Raw genomic sequence first — 14131 nt, forward strand, 5'->3', positions numbered from 1 at the left:
TACAATGCGCGCCCGCTTCCACAGGAGTGTTCCGCCTTGGCCGACGCAACGCCCCCCTTCGATGACGTGCTGCCCGAGGCGCTGAGGTTCCGTTCGCCGGCCCCGCTGGTGGACATCGGCGCCAACCTGACCCACGAGAGCTTCGCCCGGGACCTCGAGGCGACGATCACCCGTGCCCGGGCCGCCGGGGTGACGACCCTGATCCTCACCGGCACCGACCGCGAGCATGCCGAGCAGGCCGTGGGGCTGGCGCGCCGCCACCCCGGCCTGTACGCCACCGCCGGCGTGCATCCCCACGATGCCAGCCAGTGGTCGCCGAGCCTCGCGGCGGCCATGCGCGAGCTGCACCGCGAACCGGAGGTGGTCGCGGTGGGCGAGTGCGGCCTGGACTTCAACCGCAACTTCTCGACGCCCGCCGAACAGGAGCGCGCCCTCGAGGCCCAGCTCGGCCTCGCCGCGGAGAGCGGCCTGCCGCTGTTCCTGCACGAGCGCGATGCCGGCCGGCGCATGCGCGAGATGCTGCATGCCTGGCGCGACGACATCAGCCGGGCCGTGGTGCACTGCTTCACCGCCGACCGCGAGACCCTCTACGGCTACCGGGATCTCGACCTGCATATCGGCCTGACCGGCTGGCTGTGCGACGAGCGCCGCGGCCACCACCTGCGCGAGCTGGTCGGCGAGATCCCCCTGGAGCGGCTGATGGTGGAAACCGACTGTCCCTACCTGCTGCCGCGCAATTTACCTGCCAAACTCAAGGGCAGGCGCCACGAACCGGCCCTGCTGCCCTGGATCGTGCGCGAGATCGCCCACTGGCGCGGACTGACGGAGGCCGAGCTGGCCCGTGCCACCACCGCCACCGCCCTCGCCTTCTTCGGGCTCGACATGAATCACAACGCACATCACGCCCTCGAGGAGGGGCCCCGACATGGATGAGCTGCCCGCCTTCATTGCGGTCGAGACCGGCGACGACGGCGACCTGCCGCTTTCCATCGCCTGGACGCTGCCCGACGGCCGCGTCAAGCACACCCTGATCCAGCCGGACGACGACTGGCTCGACGACGAGCTGGTCTCGCTGGGCGCCTACAGCCTGGAGGAACTGACCAGCATGGGCGTGAGCCCGCTGGACGTGATCCGCGAGCTGGAGACCGATCACTTCAACGCCACCCTCTACACCGCCGGGGTCGGCGACGACGAGGCGGCGCTCTCCCGGCTGTTCGAGACCTACGGCCTGGACCCCTTCGTCGAGCTCGCCCCCGCCGAGAGCCTGTACGGCGACCTCCCCCCGGGTGACTGGTCCCGGGCTCGGGGCGAGCTGTTCGGTGAACTGGGCCTCGAGCCGCTGCGTCCCGAGGAGGAGATCCAGGTGATGCTGACCCTGCACCAGCGGCTGCAGGACCCCGACTAGCCTCCCGCCGCCGGCATACCCGGGGCGAAGGTGGCCCTCATGAGGCCGACCGCCCCGTCGCCGGGACGATTGGCGATGGCGTCTCGCCCCCCTCCCCCGAGCCGGCGCTGCCCAGCAGCCGGCGGGCCTCGGCGACGATGGCCTCCGCCGACGGCAGGGTCGCCGTGGCCGCTGGGCCCAGCGGGATGAAGCTGTCTTCGGCGGTCAGGCGATGCAGGCGGTCGGAGCCCAGGCCGCGCTCCACCAGGCCGGTGACGATCTCCTCGCTGAGCGAGCCGGTGCGCCGGCACTCGTCGACGCACAGCACCTGGTCGCAGTCGGCGACCTCCCCGTGGACGGCGTCGTGGTCGAGCCCGGTCAGCCAGCGCAGGTCGATGATGCGCACGCCTTCGCCCGCCGCCCCCAGCCGGGCCCGGGCCTGGTGCGAGAGGTAGACGCCGTTGCCGTAGGTGACGATCGCCAGCCGCCGTCCCTCGCCGTCGCGGCCGGGACGACCGGCGGGCAGCCGGTGCTCGGGGCCGGGGTCGGCGCAGCACCAGCGTTGGTCGCCCTCTTCCAGCAGGTCCCGGGTGTGGTAGCGGGCGATCGGCTCGAGCACCACCACCACGCGCTGCTGCTCGTCGGCGAGCCGCACCGCCTCCTGCAGCAGCCCCACCGCGTCGGCCCCGTTGGACGGGCAGGCCACCAGCAGGCCGGGGATATCGCGCAGCACCGCGATGGCGTTGTCGTTGTGGAAGTGACCGCCGAAGCCCTTCTGGTAGCCGAGCCCGGCGACGCGCACCACCATGGGGTTGGTGTACTGCCCCCGGGAGAAGAAGCTCAGGGTGGCCGCCTCGCCGCGCAACTGGTCCTCGGCATTGTGCAGGTAGGCGAGGAACTGGATCTCCAGCATCGGCAGCAGGTCGTTGTGGGCCAGGCCGATGCCGAGCCCCAGGATGCTCTGCTCGTCGAGCAGGGTGTCGACGACCCGGCTGGCCCCGAAGCGCGCCTGCAGCCGTTGCGTCACGCCATACACGCCGCCCTTGCGGCCGATGTCCTGCCCCGCCATCACCAGGTGCGGGTACGCCGCCATCAGGCGGCCCATGGCCTGGTTGAGCAGCCGGGCCATGGGCGCCGGGGCGTCGTCCGCCACGGCCGGTCCGGCGACCGCCCGGCGTCGCGAGGGGCGAGCCGGCGGCACGATGCTGGCCATCACCTCGGCGGCGGAGACCAGCCGTGGACACCCCACCAGCGTCTCGGCCTCCTTCGCCACCCGCTCGCCGACCTCCCGGTACAGCGCCTCCAGCTCGGCGACGGAAAGCAGTCCATGCCGGCGCAGCAGCCCCGCCCCGATCAGCAACGGGTCGCGGGCCTCGTCGGCCTGGATACGCGCGGGGTCGAGATAGACCTGCTGGGCATCGGAGCCGGCATGGCCCATCAGGCGCACGCAATGCATGTGCAGGAACACCGGCTGTCGGCGCCGACGGGCGAGGCGCTCCGCCTCCCGCGCGGCGCGATGGGTATCGAGGGGGTCCAGGCCGTCGCAGCTCAGGTAGTGCAGCCCCGGGCGGGCACGCACGCTGGCCTCGATCCAGCCCTCGGGAGTCGGCGTGGAGATGCCGATGGCGTTGTCCTCGCAGACCAGCACCAGCGGCATGGGCACGCCCTGGTAGGCGGCCCAGCCGGCGGCGTTGAGGGCCCCCTGGGCGGTCGAGTGGTTGAAGGAGGCGTCGCCGAAGCTGCACAGCACCACGCCATCGGCCGGCCAGCGGCCACCCCCGCCCAGTTGACGCCACAGGCCCAGGCTGTAGGCGGCCCCCACCGCCTTGGGCAGGTGCGAGGCGATGGTGCTGGTCTGGGGCGGCACCGTGAGGCTCACCGAGCCCAGCACCTTGTGGCGCCCGCCGGATATCGGATCGTCCGCCGCGGCACAGAAGCTCAGCAGCATGTCGTGCAGTGGAGTCTGGCCGGGCAGCGCCTTGCTGCGCTGGATCAGGAAGGCGGCATCGCGGTAGTGCAGGAAGGCGGGATCGGTGTGGCGGAAGGCCGCCGCGATGGCGGCGTTGCCCTCGTGGCCGGCACTGCCGATGGTGTAGAACCCCTCGCCCCGGGCCTGCAGGCGGCGGGCCTGGTAGTCGAGGTGGCGGCTGAGCAGCTGCGACTCGAACAGCTCGACCAGCTCGGGGCCGTCCAGCCCGGCCGCCTCCAGCCCCCAGGGGCGGCTCGGCGGCGGCCAGTGGTCGCGTTCCAGGGCGGCGAAGAAGGCATCTTCCAGGGGAAAGGCGGTGGCCACGGCCGGACTCCTTGTGGGTGAGGCACTCCCTTGAAGCCTAATCCATCGGCCCGCCAAGGCGGGAATATCGTTCTCCTGGACGATCGCGAGTGCGTCGTGGGCAGCGGCCGATCAGGCCGGCAGCGGGGTCAGCGCCTCGCGCCCGCGCGCCACGGCCCCCTCGACGGGCAGCCCCTGGCGATAGAAGCCTTCCAAGGCGCGCCGGAAGGCCGCCGCCCGGCGCGGCAGGCCCTCGGCCTCGTAGCGCGCCGCCCGGGCGGCGACCCGTGCCTGGAAGGCCTCCCGGTCGACCGCCACCTCGCCCAGGTTGTCGACGCTGACGTTGAAGCGCCGTCCGCAGGCCGCGGCGAACAGGCTCTCCAGCGCCTGGGGAGCCACCTCCACCGACTCGAAGGCATACTGCTGCTCGGCATCGCGGCCGTCCGGCAGGTACCAGTAGCCGTAGTCCTCGAGCGCGCGGCGCCGGGCCCCGGCGATGCACCAGTGGCTGATCTCGTGCAGGGCGCTGGCGTAGAAGCCGCGGGCGAAGATCACCCGGTGCCAGGGCGTGTCGGCGTCGGCGGGCAGGTAGAGCGGCTCGTCGCCGCCGCGCACCAGCCGGGTCCGGTAGGTGGGCAGGAAGAGGCCGTCGAACAGCGCGATGACATCCTCGAGGCGATGGCTCACTCGGGCACCTGGGGCTGGGACATGGGCGGCGTAGTATAGCGAGCCGGGCACGGCGGCGAAAACCGCCGCCGTGCCCTCGATGCCCGAGGCGCCGGCCCTGGCCCCTAGGGCGCGTTAACAATCGTCCGCCGATGGCGTTGCTGTCTCACCAGACGTCAGGCCAGGCGACGGCCGCCGTCAAGGGTGGTTCCCTTGACCAGGCCGTCAACGCCGCATGACGCCTGGTGAGGCGCAACCCGAAGGGCCGGGCCGGTGGCTGCGCAGCTCTTTGTTGTTCACGACTCACTTGGCACCACCAAGCCACGTCGTTCACGCCGCGATCTGCACAACCACCGGCTCCGGCGCAACGTGCGTGCGATGGTTAACGCGCCCTAGGAGGGGGTCGCCGGCGGGATGTTCTGGTTGAGCCGGAAGAGGTTGCCGGGATCGTAGCGGGCCTTGATCCGTGCCAGCCGGTCATAGTTCTGGCGATAGTTGGCCGGGACGCGGCCGCCATCGTCGGCGGACATGAAGTTCACGTAGCCCCCCGCTTCGACATGCGGCTGCAGGGCCCGATAGTAGGCCCGCCCCCAGGCGAGGTGGCGCTCGTCGTCGGCCGGGTCGCGCCAGCTCGGGCCCAGCACCGTGGCGAAGGCCGCCTCCCGGTAGGCGAAGGCCGTGGCCTCGGGGGCGACGCGCCGGCAGGCGCCATCGATGGGGAACAGCAACGTTGCGGTCTCGAGGCAGGGAATCCGCGCACCATGCTCCAGGTGCACGGCGATCGCCTCCTCGCCGAGAGGGCCGGAGAAGCAGCCCTTCCAGTAGTGGCGCAGGCCCGCCGGCAGCAGCTCATCGAAGAGGGTGTTGATCAGCGGATACGGCATGCGCTGCAGCGCCTGGCCGATCACGGGACCGAGGCCGTCGAGTTGCGCGCGGATGCCGTCGTCCTCGGCCGTCGGTCCGCTCCAACAGGTCAGCACGACGATCACCGGCTGTCCCTGCCAGCGCTCGGGCACGAAGGGCAATGGCGGCCCCACGGTGATGCCGAGGATCGCCCCCAGCGCCTCCGGCGACCGGGCGATCAGGGCCTGGTAGCGGCGAATGACCTCGGCGTCGAGGGGGTAGAAGGTCGGCCCGCCGAGGATATCGGGCACCTCGTGCAGCCGGTACTCGAAGGCGGTGACCACGCCGAAGTTGCCGCCCCCGCCGCGCAGCGCCCAGAAGAGCTCGGCATGCGCCTCCTCGCTGCAGGTCAGGAAGCTGCCGTCGGCGGTGACCACATCCGCCGAGAGCAGGTTGTCGCAGCTCAGCCCGCAGCGACGATTGAGGTAGCCGAGCCCACCGCCGAGGGTCAGCCCGGCGATGCCGGTGGTGGAGACGATACCGCCGGGGGTCGCCAGGCCGAAGGCCGCCGCGGCGTGGTTGAGATCGGCCCAGGTGCAGCCGGTCTCGGCGCGGACCCGCTGCTGCGCCGGATCGACGCGGATCCCCCGCAGGCGGCCGAGGTCCAGGACCAGGCCATCGTCGCAGGTGCCGAAGCCGGGCACGCTGTGGCCGCCCCCCCGCACCGCCAGGGGCAGCGCATGCCGGTCGGCGAAGGTCACCGCGGCCATCACGTCGGCGACCCCCGCGGCCTGGACGATCAGCCGCGGATGGCGGTCGTGCATGGCATTGTAGACCCGGCGTGCCCGCTCGTAGTCCTCGTCGCCGGGCGCGACCAGCGCCCCGTGCAGGCCTCCTGCGAAGGCAAGGATCGCCTCGGCGGCCGGCTCCCGGGGGCCGGCCTCTCGTGTGTCAACGGCTGTCGTCACCATGGTCCACCTCCTGGCTCATCGAGGCATGCCGCATCGCGCGGCGTTGGCCCCGGACGGTCCTGCCCCGGGGGCTATGTCCTGGTTATAGCCGCAAGGCGCTCCCGGATCGTGACAAGGCCGTGACAGCGCCCTTAGCGCCGTCCTCGCCCCCTGCTTAGACTGTGAGGAGGAGGCCCGCCGCCATGACCCTTCACCTCTCGCTGCTCGGGGAGTTCGCCTGCCACTCGCCGCAGGCCTCGCCGATCGTCCTCCCTACCCGCAAGGTGGAGGCCCTGCTCGCCTACCTCGCCGCCGCGCCCGGACGCCGCCATTCCCGGGACCGGCTGGCGGGCCTGCTGTGGGGGGAGATGCCCGATGCCCAGGCCCGCAGCAACCTGCGCAAGGCGCTGTCACGCCTGCACCAGGCGTTGCCGGCGACGGCCCGCGATGCCCTCGCCGTCGACCGACGCGAGCTGGGGCTGGCGGCGGCTGAGGTCCGGGTCGACCTCGAGGCCTTCGATCGCCTGCTGGCCGACGGGACCCCGGAGACCCTGGAGCGGGCCCTGGCGCTGTATCGCGGCCCCTTCCTGCAGGGCATGGCCGACTGCGGCGAGGCGTTCGAGGACTGGCTGATGGCGCAACGCCTCGCCCTCGAGGAACGGCACCAGCAACTGATGCACCGCCTGCTCGAACACTATGTGGTCACCGGCGCCATCGATCCCGGCATCCAGCTGGCCCAGCGGCTGCTGGCCGACGATCCCCTGGACGAGGGGGTGCACCGCACCCTGATCCGCCTCTACCTCTACCAGGACCGGGTCGGCGCCGCCCTGGCGCAATATCGGCGCTGCCGGGAGCGGCTCCTCGACGAGACCGGTCGCCCGCCCGGCCCCCAGACCGAGCGCCTCCGGGAGACGCTGCTGGCCCTGCAGCCGGGCAGCCCGGCGTCGGCGCCTCCCTCGCTGAACGAGCCGGATGACCTGCCGGAGCGTGCCGGCGTCATCGCCACGGCCGCCCGGGAGCGGGCCCGGCGACGGGCCACCCCGGAGGGCTGTCCATCCCTGGCCGTGCTGGCCCTGGCGACGGACGACGCCGCGGACCGCCACCTCGGCGACGGCCTGGCGGAGGATATCGCCACCGAACTCGGCCGCTTCCGCGAACTCGAGATCATCGCCCCGACCAGCGCGCTGGCCTACCGCGACAGCGACGCCGCTCCGCAGTGCATCGGCAGCGAACTCGGCGTGGACTACCTGCTCGAGGGGCGCCTGCAACGGCGGGGCGAGCGCCTGAGGCTGACCGCTCGCCTGCTGTCCACCGACGATGCCCACCAGATCTGGGCGGAGCAGTACGACTGCCAGGGCGAGGCCTGCTTCGAGGCCCAGGACGAGATCGTTGGACAGATCGTCGGTCGCCTGGTCGGCGGGCTCGAGGCCGAGCGACTGCGTCAGGCGCGTCGCCGGCCTCCCCGGGACTGGCAGGCCTATGACCTCTGGCTGCGCGGCTGGCATGCCCTGCGGCGTCCCGAACTCGCGGCCATCCAGCAGGCCCGGGGCTACTTCCGCCAGGCCCTGGCCCAGGACCCGCAGCTCGCCAGGGCCTATGTGGGCCTGGCCCTGGCCCACCTCAACGAGTGGGCCTGCTATGCCTGGGGCCACTGGGTCTTCCTGCAGCAGGAGGCCCTGGAGCTCGGCCGCAAGGCGGTCGGCCTCGACGAGCACGACCATCGCGCCCACTGCATGCTGGGCCTGGCCGAGCTCTATGCCCGGCACTACGACGTCGCCCATCGGGAGCTCACCCTGGCGCTGGAGCTCAATCCCAACGATGCGGATGTCCTGGCCCACGCCTCCTTCGCCCTGGCCCTGGCCGGCGACCCGCAGCAGGGGGTGGTGGCGGCCCGCCGGGCCTTGCGCCTGGCGCCCTACCGGCCCGAGTGGTACGCCGGCATGACGGGCATCGCCTTCTTCAGCGCCCACCTCTACGAGGAGGCCATCGCCACCATGGCCACGGCCCCCGAGGCCTTCTGCAACACGCCGGCCTTCCTCGCCGCGGCCCATGCCCACCTCGGCCAGCCGGAACGAGCGGCCGACCACCGGGACACCGTCTATCGCCACTACCGCTACCAGGTGTCGCGGGGCACCTTCCCCCCCGGCATCAGCTGCCTCGACTGGCTGACCGCCCTCGATCCCTATCGGCGCGAGGCCGATGCGGCCCACTATCTCGAGGGGTTGCGACGGGCAGGCTTCGAGTAACCCGGCACTCCGCGGCCCCTGATAGACTATCCACTTCGCCCCGACGGCATGAGGCCCGGGGCCGTCTCGTCCCCGCATGGAGCATGCCCCTTGGCCCCGTTCACCGCTGACCTGCTCGCCGTCACGCGCCAGGAAACCCGCCCGCTGATCCGCCTGGCCCTGCCCATCTGCGGCGCCCAGCTCGCCCAGGCGGGCATGAGCGTGGTGGATGTGATGATGACCGGCCGCCTGAGTGCCACCGACCTGGCGGCGGTATCGGTGGGCTCGAGCCTGTGGCTGCCGCTGATGCTGTTCATGACCGGTACCCTGATGGGCCTGACGCCGGTGGTGGCCCACTTGCTGGGCGGCAGTCGGGGAGGCATCCGCGAGAACGTCCACCAGGCGCTGTGGATCGGCGTGGCCCTGGGCATCATCGCCGCCGTGCTGCTGTGGCTGGCGGTGATGCCGGTGTTCCGGCTGATGGCGGTGCCCGAAGAGGTGGCGCGCCGCGCCGCCGGCTACCTGGCCGCGGTGGGCCTGGGCATGCCCGGCGTGGCGATCTTCCAGGCGCTGCGGGCCTTCTCGGACGGCATGAACCACACCCGGCCGGCGCTGTGGATCAGCCTGGTGGGGCTGGCGGTGAACATCCCCAGCAACTACCTGCTGATCTATGGTGGCGCGGGGCTCACCGCGCTGTTCGGCGAGGGGCTGCCGGGGCCGCTGCAGGCCCTGCCCGCCCTGGGGGCGTTGGGCTGTGGCATCGCCACGGCGCTGTCTATGTGGGTGATGAGCCTGACGATGATCGCCTATACCCGGCGCAGCCGGGCCTATGGCGACGTCGCGCTGTGGCGCTCGCCCACCCCGCCGCGTTGGCGGATGATCGGTGAGCTGCTCTACGTGGGGGTGCCGATCGGGGTGGCGATCTTCGTCGAGGTGACGCTGTTCACCCTGATCGCGCTGTTCATCGCCAGCCTCGGCGAGGTGACGGTGGCGGCCCACCAGGTGGCCCTGAACTACACCTCCCTGCTGTTCATGCTGCCGCTGTCGCTGGGCATGGCCCTGACCGTCCGGGTGGGCCACACCCTCGGCCAGGCACGCCCCGAGATGGCCCGCCTGGTGGCCTGGAACGGTATCCTGGTCGCCGTGGCCGTGGCCCTGCTCAACAGCCTGCTGCTGTGGCTGACGGCTACGCCGGTCATCGGCCTCTACACCCACGACCCCGCCGTGATCGAGCTGACCCTGTCCCTAGTCGGGCTGGCCATGCTCTACCAGGTCTCCGACTCCCTGCAGGTCAACCTGGCAGGCGCCCTGCGCGGCTACAAGGATACCCGGGTGATCATGCTGATCACCCTGCTCGCCTACTGGCTGGTGGGCCTGGGCGGCGGCCACTGGCTGGGCGCGTATGGGCTGTTCGGCCGGGTCCCCCCGCTGGGGGTGTACGGCTACTGGATCGGGCTGATCGCCGGACTGACGGTGGCCGCGATGCTGCTCGGCGAGCGCTTGAGACGACGGAGCAAGGCGGTGGCGCATGGCGATATGGAACTTCCCGACCTCCGGGGCTGAGGGGCGCCGGCGGGCCGGCTGGCGGGGTCCGCTGCTGCTGGGCCTGCTGCTCGCCGGCTGCAGCGACGGCCCCGCCGAGACGCTGCTGGTGGACTACCAGCGGCGCCTGGCGGAGGCCCTGGCCGTGGCGCCCCCGACACCCGCCCCCCCGACCAATATCGGGGCCTTCCCCGAGCCGGAGGCACGCCTCCTTCCCCTCGGCGAGACCCGGGAGGGCATGCTGGCGATCTTCGCCCTGCGCGACTGCCATATCGCCAACCTGGTCGCCGGCCGCAACAACCAGCTGGGCCGGGTGGCCGCCCCGAGCCAGCGCTGGCTCTACGAGCTCGCCCTGTGGCGCCGCCTGAGCGGCTGCTGGAACACCGAGGTGCCGGAGCGCCTCGGCGAGGCCGACCGGGCACGCCTGGCACGGCTGACCCGGACCAAGACCGAGCAGCTTCCCCGGGCGAGCTGGAATGCCCTGTTCGACTCCAGCGAATGGGTCGGCAGCTTCTCCCGGGCCAGCGCGCCCCTGGCGCCGGACGCGCTGGCGGCGGTCGAGACGCAGCTGCCCGTGCTCCACTACCTGCGTGAGGCGACCCTCCACCAGTTCGACCGCCGCTGGTCCCCGGACTCCGCGACCCTCGAGGGCCACCTCAAGGCCCTGCAGACGCGCCCGCTGACCGCCGAGCTGCTGCGGGCCCTGCTGCTGGCCGAGCGGCGCCTCGAGGAGGCCTCGGCGCTGCTCGAGACGGCCCTGGCCGACGGGACGCGCTGTCCCGACCTGGTCGCCACCGCCGGGCATGACCGGCTGACTCGCTGGCTGGACGGGCTCCAGCAGCAGTCCCGGCGCTGGCTGCAGGGCCTCGACCGGCTGATTGAGGCCCAACTCGTCGACCCGCCTCCGGCCGTCGCCAGCTACCGGCAGCGTTGGCTCTCCCTGGAGGCCGAGCAGGCGCCCTGGCCCGCGCTGGTAGCGGCCCGGGAGCGTCATCGAGGCCTGCGCGCCGCCATGATTCGTCACTGCGGTTGACGCCAGAGGCTTAACCTCGGTCACCACTCTGTGCTATTGATGGGAAGACAGTGACGTTGTGCGCTGCCGACAGGCCCAATCGCCAATGCCGTGACCATGCAGCAGCAGGAGGGACTTCATGGGTATCCCGCTGTCACACCGCCCCGCCCGGGTCATCGACCTGGACACCATGCGCCAACGCCAACAGGCCAGGAAACGCCTGGTCCGTCTCGCTCCCGAGCTCGACGGCCTGGAGATGGTCTATCGGCTGCCTTCCGAATCCGAGGCCTACTACGGCATGCCCCTGCTCGCCTGGGGGCTCCGCGATGACGGCGAAGTGGTCGGCCTGGTGCCATGGATGGAAAGCCTGACGCCCTGCCAGAGGCTCGATGACCCCGAGCATGGCCACTTCATCGGTTACCGGGACCCCGAGACCGAGGAACTGTTCGAGGAGCCGCCGGAGCACAAGGTGCTGGAGCTCGAGCAGGCCGCCGCCTACTTCGAGTACGAGGAGACCGAGGAGGCGACCCTGATCCAGCAGTTGCCGGAGACCCAGGGCACCCATGCGCTGTGCATGGACGAGAGCGGGGCGCCCTGGCAGCTGAAGCAGGTGTTCGGCTGGCGCCTCTACAGCGACGGGGCGATCGAGGCCCTGCTCGCCGACGAGCGGCTGGTCGAGTCCACCCCGATCCTGCCCGGCGATGCCTGCCTCTATCCCGGCCACAGTCGCCACCGGGTGGTCTACTTCTTCCAGCGGCAGATCGCCAACCGCATCCGCCACGAGGACCCCGCCACCCTGGAAGCCCTGGCCCTGATGGTCATGCCCGATGCCGACCCGCCGGAATGAGGCCGGCCCGGGGCCACGCCTCAGCCCAGACGGATGAAGTAGAGGTAGCGGCCGTCGTCCTCGTGCTGTTGCAGCAACTCATGGCCCAGGAAACTGCAGAACTTGGGCACGTCCCGGGTGGTGGCCGGATCGCTGGCGATCACCTTGAGGATCTCCCCCGGCTGCATGTCGCGCACCTTGTTGTGCATCAGCATGATCGGCTCGGGGCAGTAGAGACCCGTGGTGTCCAGTTCGGCATGGCAAGCGGGCAGGGAATCCGCGGAATCAACCATCGATGACCTCGCCTAAGGAATTGAGGGAATAGTGTCTAGGGAGCTAGTGGATGATCAAGATCATTATCGAACGTCGTATCATGCCCGGGCTGGAGGCAGAATACGAGAAGGTGGCCCGCGAGGCCATGCGCCAGGTGCTCGGCGCCCCCGGCTTCGGGGGCGGCGAGACCCTCGTCGAGAAGGGGCATAGCGATCGGCGGCTGGTGATCACCAAGTGGCGTGACCTGCGGGCCTGGAAGGAGTGGCGTGACAGCGAGCAGCGCAGCCGCGTGATGCAGCGGATGCTGCCCCTGCTGACCGAGGACGAGCAGGTTCGCATCTACGAGCCGAGCTACTGAGCCCCTGCCCCGCCGTCAGTCCAGCAGCCGGACATGCACCGTCACCTCTTCACGGTCGTGGTAGAGGTGGCGGCAGGCGATTTCCGCCTTGACGCCCGCCTCGCCGAGGGCGGCATCCAGCCGCGCCAGGCCTTCCGAGACGGCTTCCCAGCGCCGCTTCATCGGCAGCTTGAGATTGAACACGGCCTCCCGGCACCAGCGTCGCGTCAGCCAGCGTTCGACCATGGCGATGACCCGGGCCGGCTTGTCGACGATGTCGCAGACCAGCCAGTCCAGCCGCGACGGCGGCGTCCAGACGAAGCCATCCTCACGCAAGTGATCCACCAGGCCGGTCGCCATCAGCTTGCGATCCATGGGGCCGTTGTCGATGGCGAAGACCTGCATCCCCCGATGGACCAACTGCCAGGTCCAGCCCCCCGGCGCCGCCCCCAGGTCCGCCGCCTGCATCCCCTCGCCCAGGCGGTCCTCCCACTGGTCCCGCGGCACGAACTCGTGCCAGGCCTCCTCGAGCTTGAGGGTGGAGCGGCTCGGGGCATCATGGGGAAAGCGCAGGCGACGGATGCCTCCGGGAAGCTCGCTGCGATTGCCCGGGAAGCTCATCCCCAGTTGAACCCGGTCGCCATCGGTCCACAGCAGGTGCAGGCGCCGGCCACCGGCCTTGCGCCGCAGGGCCCCGCGCTTCCTGAGCGTCGACTCGAGGGGCCGCTTGAGGGCCTTGATCAGCCCGGCCAGCGCCTTGGCCTCGTTGGTGTCCGGTGTCTCCTGCCACAACGACTCGAAGCTCCAGCCACTCGCCACGACCTGCTCGACGATGGGCGAGAGGCGGTCCTCCCGTGACAATGCTTCCAGGGGTTCCAGGGCCACGAGGCTCTGGCGGGCGAAGACCAGCGAAGCCAGGGGCAGGGCCCGATGCAGCGCGTTGACGGAGCGTTCGTCGGTGACCACGAAGCGGACATGGCCGGCGTGAGGCTCGGCGCGGGGAAAGCCCTGCCAGCCCAGCAAGGCCGCCTTGGTGGCGACCTCGCTGGCGAGATCGCTCTCGAATCCGGGGCGGCAATAGAACAGCAACTGCTGGGGGGTCATGTGGCCTCCTGTGAAGGCCCGCCAGTCTAGCCGGGCGCGCACCCTGCTCACAAGCCGTGCATGCCCTCTTCCTCCTCCTCGTCGACTGCCTTGCCGGCGGCCCGGTCCCGGCTCCAGTTCTCGATGTCCTGCAGCTGGACATTCAGGGCGTTGGTCGAGATCTTCACCTCCCAGAGGGAGAACACCAGCGACACCGACAGGCTGATCAGGCTGACGCCGAACAGCAGCATGCCGAGGAGCTTGAGGGACAGGAAGAGCGCGAACATCGATAGCGTGCAGAGCAGGAAGCTCAACACGCCCGCCATCTGCATGCGCTTGGTCAGGGTGATCCGCTGGCGCAGCAGCAGGATCTGGCGCATCGCCACCTCGTGATGGGCGTCGCGCTCCTCGTCGGCCAGCTTGCGAATCAGCTGCGCCAGGGTCAGGAAACGATTGGTATAGGCCAGCAGCAGCAGGGAAATGGCCGGAAACAGCAGGGCCGGTGTGGTCAGGGTCAAGACGACCTCCATTATTAGACCTTGGTCGCATTATACGCATTTCTCTGCCCAAGGCCGAGTTCAGGCCAAAAGCGGGCTGGAAGGTGTCGAACTCGGGAGGCCCAGACATGAAAAAGCCCCGACCTCTTTCGAGATCGGGGCTTTTCCGGAATAAGTGCCTGACGATGACCTACTCTCGCATGGGGAGACCCCACACTACC

Annotated in this window: 13 protein-coding genes; 7 read left to right on the forward strand and 6 right to left on the reverse strand. The window is 70.8% G+C overall.

Annotation, left to right across the window (positions count from 1 at the left end):
- The first annotated feature begins 36 nt into the window (after window positions 1-36).
- The gene (locus tag FHR97_RS18655; RefSeq protein ID WP_183385305.1) at window positions 37-933 is read left to right on the forward strand and encodes a TatD family hydrolase; all 897 of its coding nucleotides are present in this window, start codon (window positions 37-39) and stop codon (window positions 931-933) included.
- Window positions 926-1405 (forward strand): hypothetical protein, encoded by a 480-nt coding sequence (locus tag FHR97_RS18660; RefSeq protein ID WP_183385306.1) that lies wholly within the window; start codon window positions 926-928, stop codon window positions 1403-1405. The genes FHR97_RS18655 and FHR97_RS18660 overlap by 8 nt, the downstream gene beginning before the upstream one ends.
- A 37-nt stretch (window positions 1406-1442) precedes the next feature.
- Here the strand turns inward: FHR97_RS18660 and FHR97_RS18665 are convergent, their stop codons facing one another.
- The 3 genes from FHR97_RS18665 to FHR97_RS18675 form a co-directional block, all read right to left on the reverse strand.
- Window positions 1443-3677 (reverse strand): thiamine pyrophosphate-dependent enzyme, encoded by a 2235-nt coding sequence (locus FHR97_RS18665; protein WP_183385307.1) that lies wholly within the window; start codon window positions 3675-3677, stop codon window positions 1443-1445.
- Between the two features lie 111 nt (window positions 3678-3788).
- Window positions 3789-4343 carry an elongation factor P hydroxylase gene (locus FHR97_RS18670; protein WP_183385308.1) on the reverse strand — a complete coding sequence of 185 codons (555 nt, stop codon included), beginning with the start codon at window positions 4341-4343 and terminating at the stop codon, window positions 3789-3791.
- A 371-nt stretch (window positions 4344-4714) separates the two neighbouring features.
- The gene (locus tag FHR97_RS18675; protein ID WP_183385309.1) at window positions 4715-6136 is read right to left on the reverse strand and encodes an FAD-binding oxidoreductase; all 1422 of its coding nucleotides are present in this window, start codon (window positions 6134-6136) and stop codon (window positions 4715-4717) included.
- Between the two features lie 182 nt (window positions 6137-6318).
- On the opposite strand from FHR97_RS18675, the gene FHR97_RS18680 reads away from it, so the two are divergent.
- The 4 genes from FHR97_RS18680 to FHR97_RS18695 all read left to right on the forward strand — a co-directional run bounded on the left by FHR97_RS18680 (window position 6319) and on the right by FHR97_RS18695 (window position 11741).
- Window positions 6319-8361 carry a BTAD domain-containing putative transcriptional regulator gene (locus tag FHR97_RS18680; RefSeq protein WP_183385310.1) on the forward strand — a complete coding sequence of 681 codons (2043 nt, stop codon included), beginning with the start codon at window positions 6319-6321 and terminating at the stop codon, window positions 8359-8361.
- Window positions 8362-8451: 90 nt separating this feature from the next.
- Window positions 8452-9903: an MATE family efflux transporter gene (locus FHR97_RS18685; RefSeq protein WP_183385311.1), complete on the forward strand. Its 1452-nt coding sequence runs from the start codon at window positions 8452-8454 to the stop codon at window positions 9901-9903.
- Complete coding sequence (locus tag FHR97_RS18690) at window positions 9869-10915, forward strand: DUF3080 family protein (protein ID WP_183385312.1); 1047 nt, start codon at window positions 9869-9871, stop codon at window positions 10913-10915. The genes FHR97_RS18685 and FHR97_RS18690 overlap by 35 nt, the downstream gene beginning before the upstream one ends.
- A gap of 118 nt (window positions 10916-11033) precedes the next feature.
- Window positions 11034-11741 carry a hypothetical protein gene (locus FHR97_RS18695; RefSeq protein ID WP_183385313.1) on the forward strand — a complete coding sequence of 236 codons (708 nt, stop codon included), beginning with the start codon at window positions 11034-11036 and terminating at the stop codon, window positions 11739-11741.
- 20 nt (window positions 11742-11761) lie between these two features.
- On the opposite strand, the gene tusA is transcribed toward FHR97_RS18695, so the two are convergent.
- Window positions 11762-12013, reverse strand: a complete 252-nt coding sequence (gene tusA, locus FHR97_RS18700) for a sulfurtransferase TusA (RefSeq protein ID WP_183385314.1) — start codon at window positions 12011-12013, stop codon at window positions 11762-11764.
- Between the two features lie 50 nt (window positions 12014-12063).
- On the opposite strand from tusA, the gene FHR97_RS18705 reads away from it, so the two are divergent.
- The gene (locus FHR97_RS18705; RefSeq protein WP_183385315.1) at window positions 12064-12351 is read left to right on the forward strand and encodes an antibiotic biosynthesis monooxygenase family protein; all 288 of its coding nucleotides are present in this window, start codon (window positions 12064-12066) and stop codon (window positions 12349-12351) included.
- Between the two features lie 15 nt (window positions 12352-12366).
- Here FHR97_RS18705 and rlmM read toward each other — a convergent pair whose 3' ends face one another.
- On the reverse strand, window positions 12367-13434 hold the full coding sequence (rlmM, locus tag FHR97_RS18710) for a 23S rRNA (cytidine(2498)-2'-O)-methyltransferase RlmM (RefSeq protein ID WP_183385316.1): 1068 nt from the start codon (window positions 13432-13434) through the stop codon (window positions 12367-12369).
- Window positions 13435-13481: 47 nt separating this feature from the next.
- The gene (locus FHR97_RS18715) at window positions 13482-13931 is read right to left on the reverse strand and encodes a DUF2721 domain-containing protein (RefSeq protein ID WP_183385317.1); all 450 of its coding nucleotides are present in this window, start codon (window positions 13929-13931) and stop codon (window positions 13482-13484) included.
- Between the last annotated feature and the right edge of the window lie 200 nt (window positions 13932-14131).

The sequence above is a fragment of the Halomonas stenophila genome, assembly GCF_014192275.1.
GTDB classification, from domain to species: domain Bacteria; phylum Pseudomonadota; class Gammaproteobacteria; order Pseudomonadales; family Halomonadaceae; genus Halomonas; species Halomonas stenophila.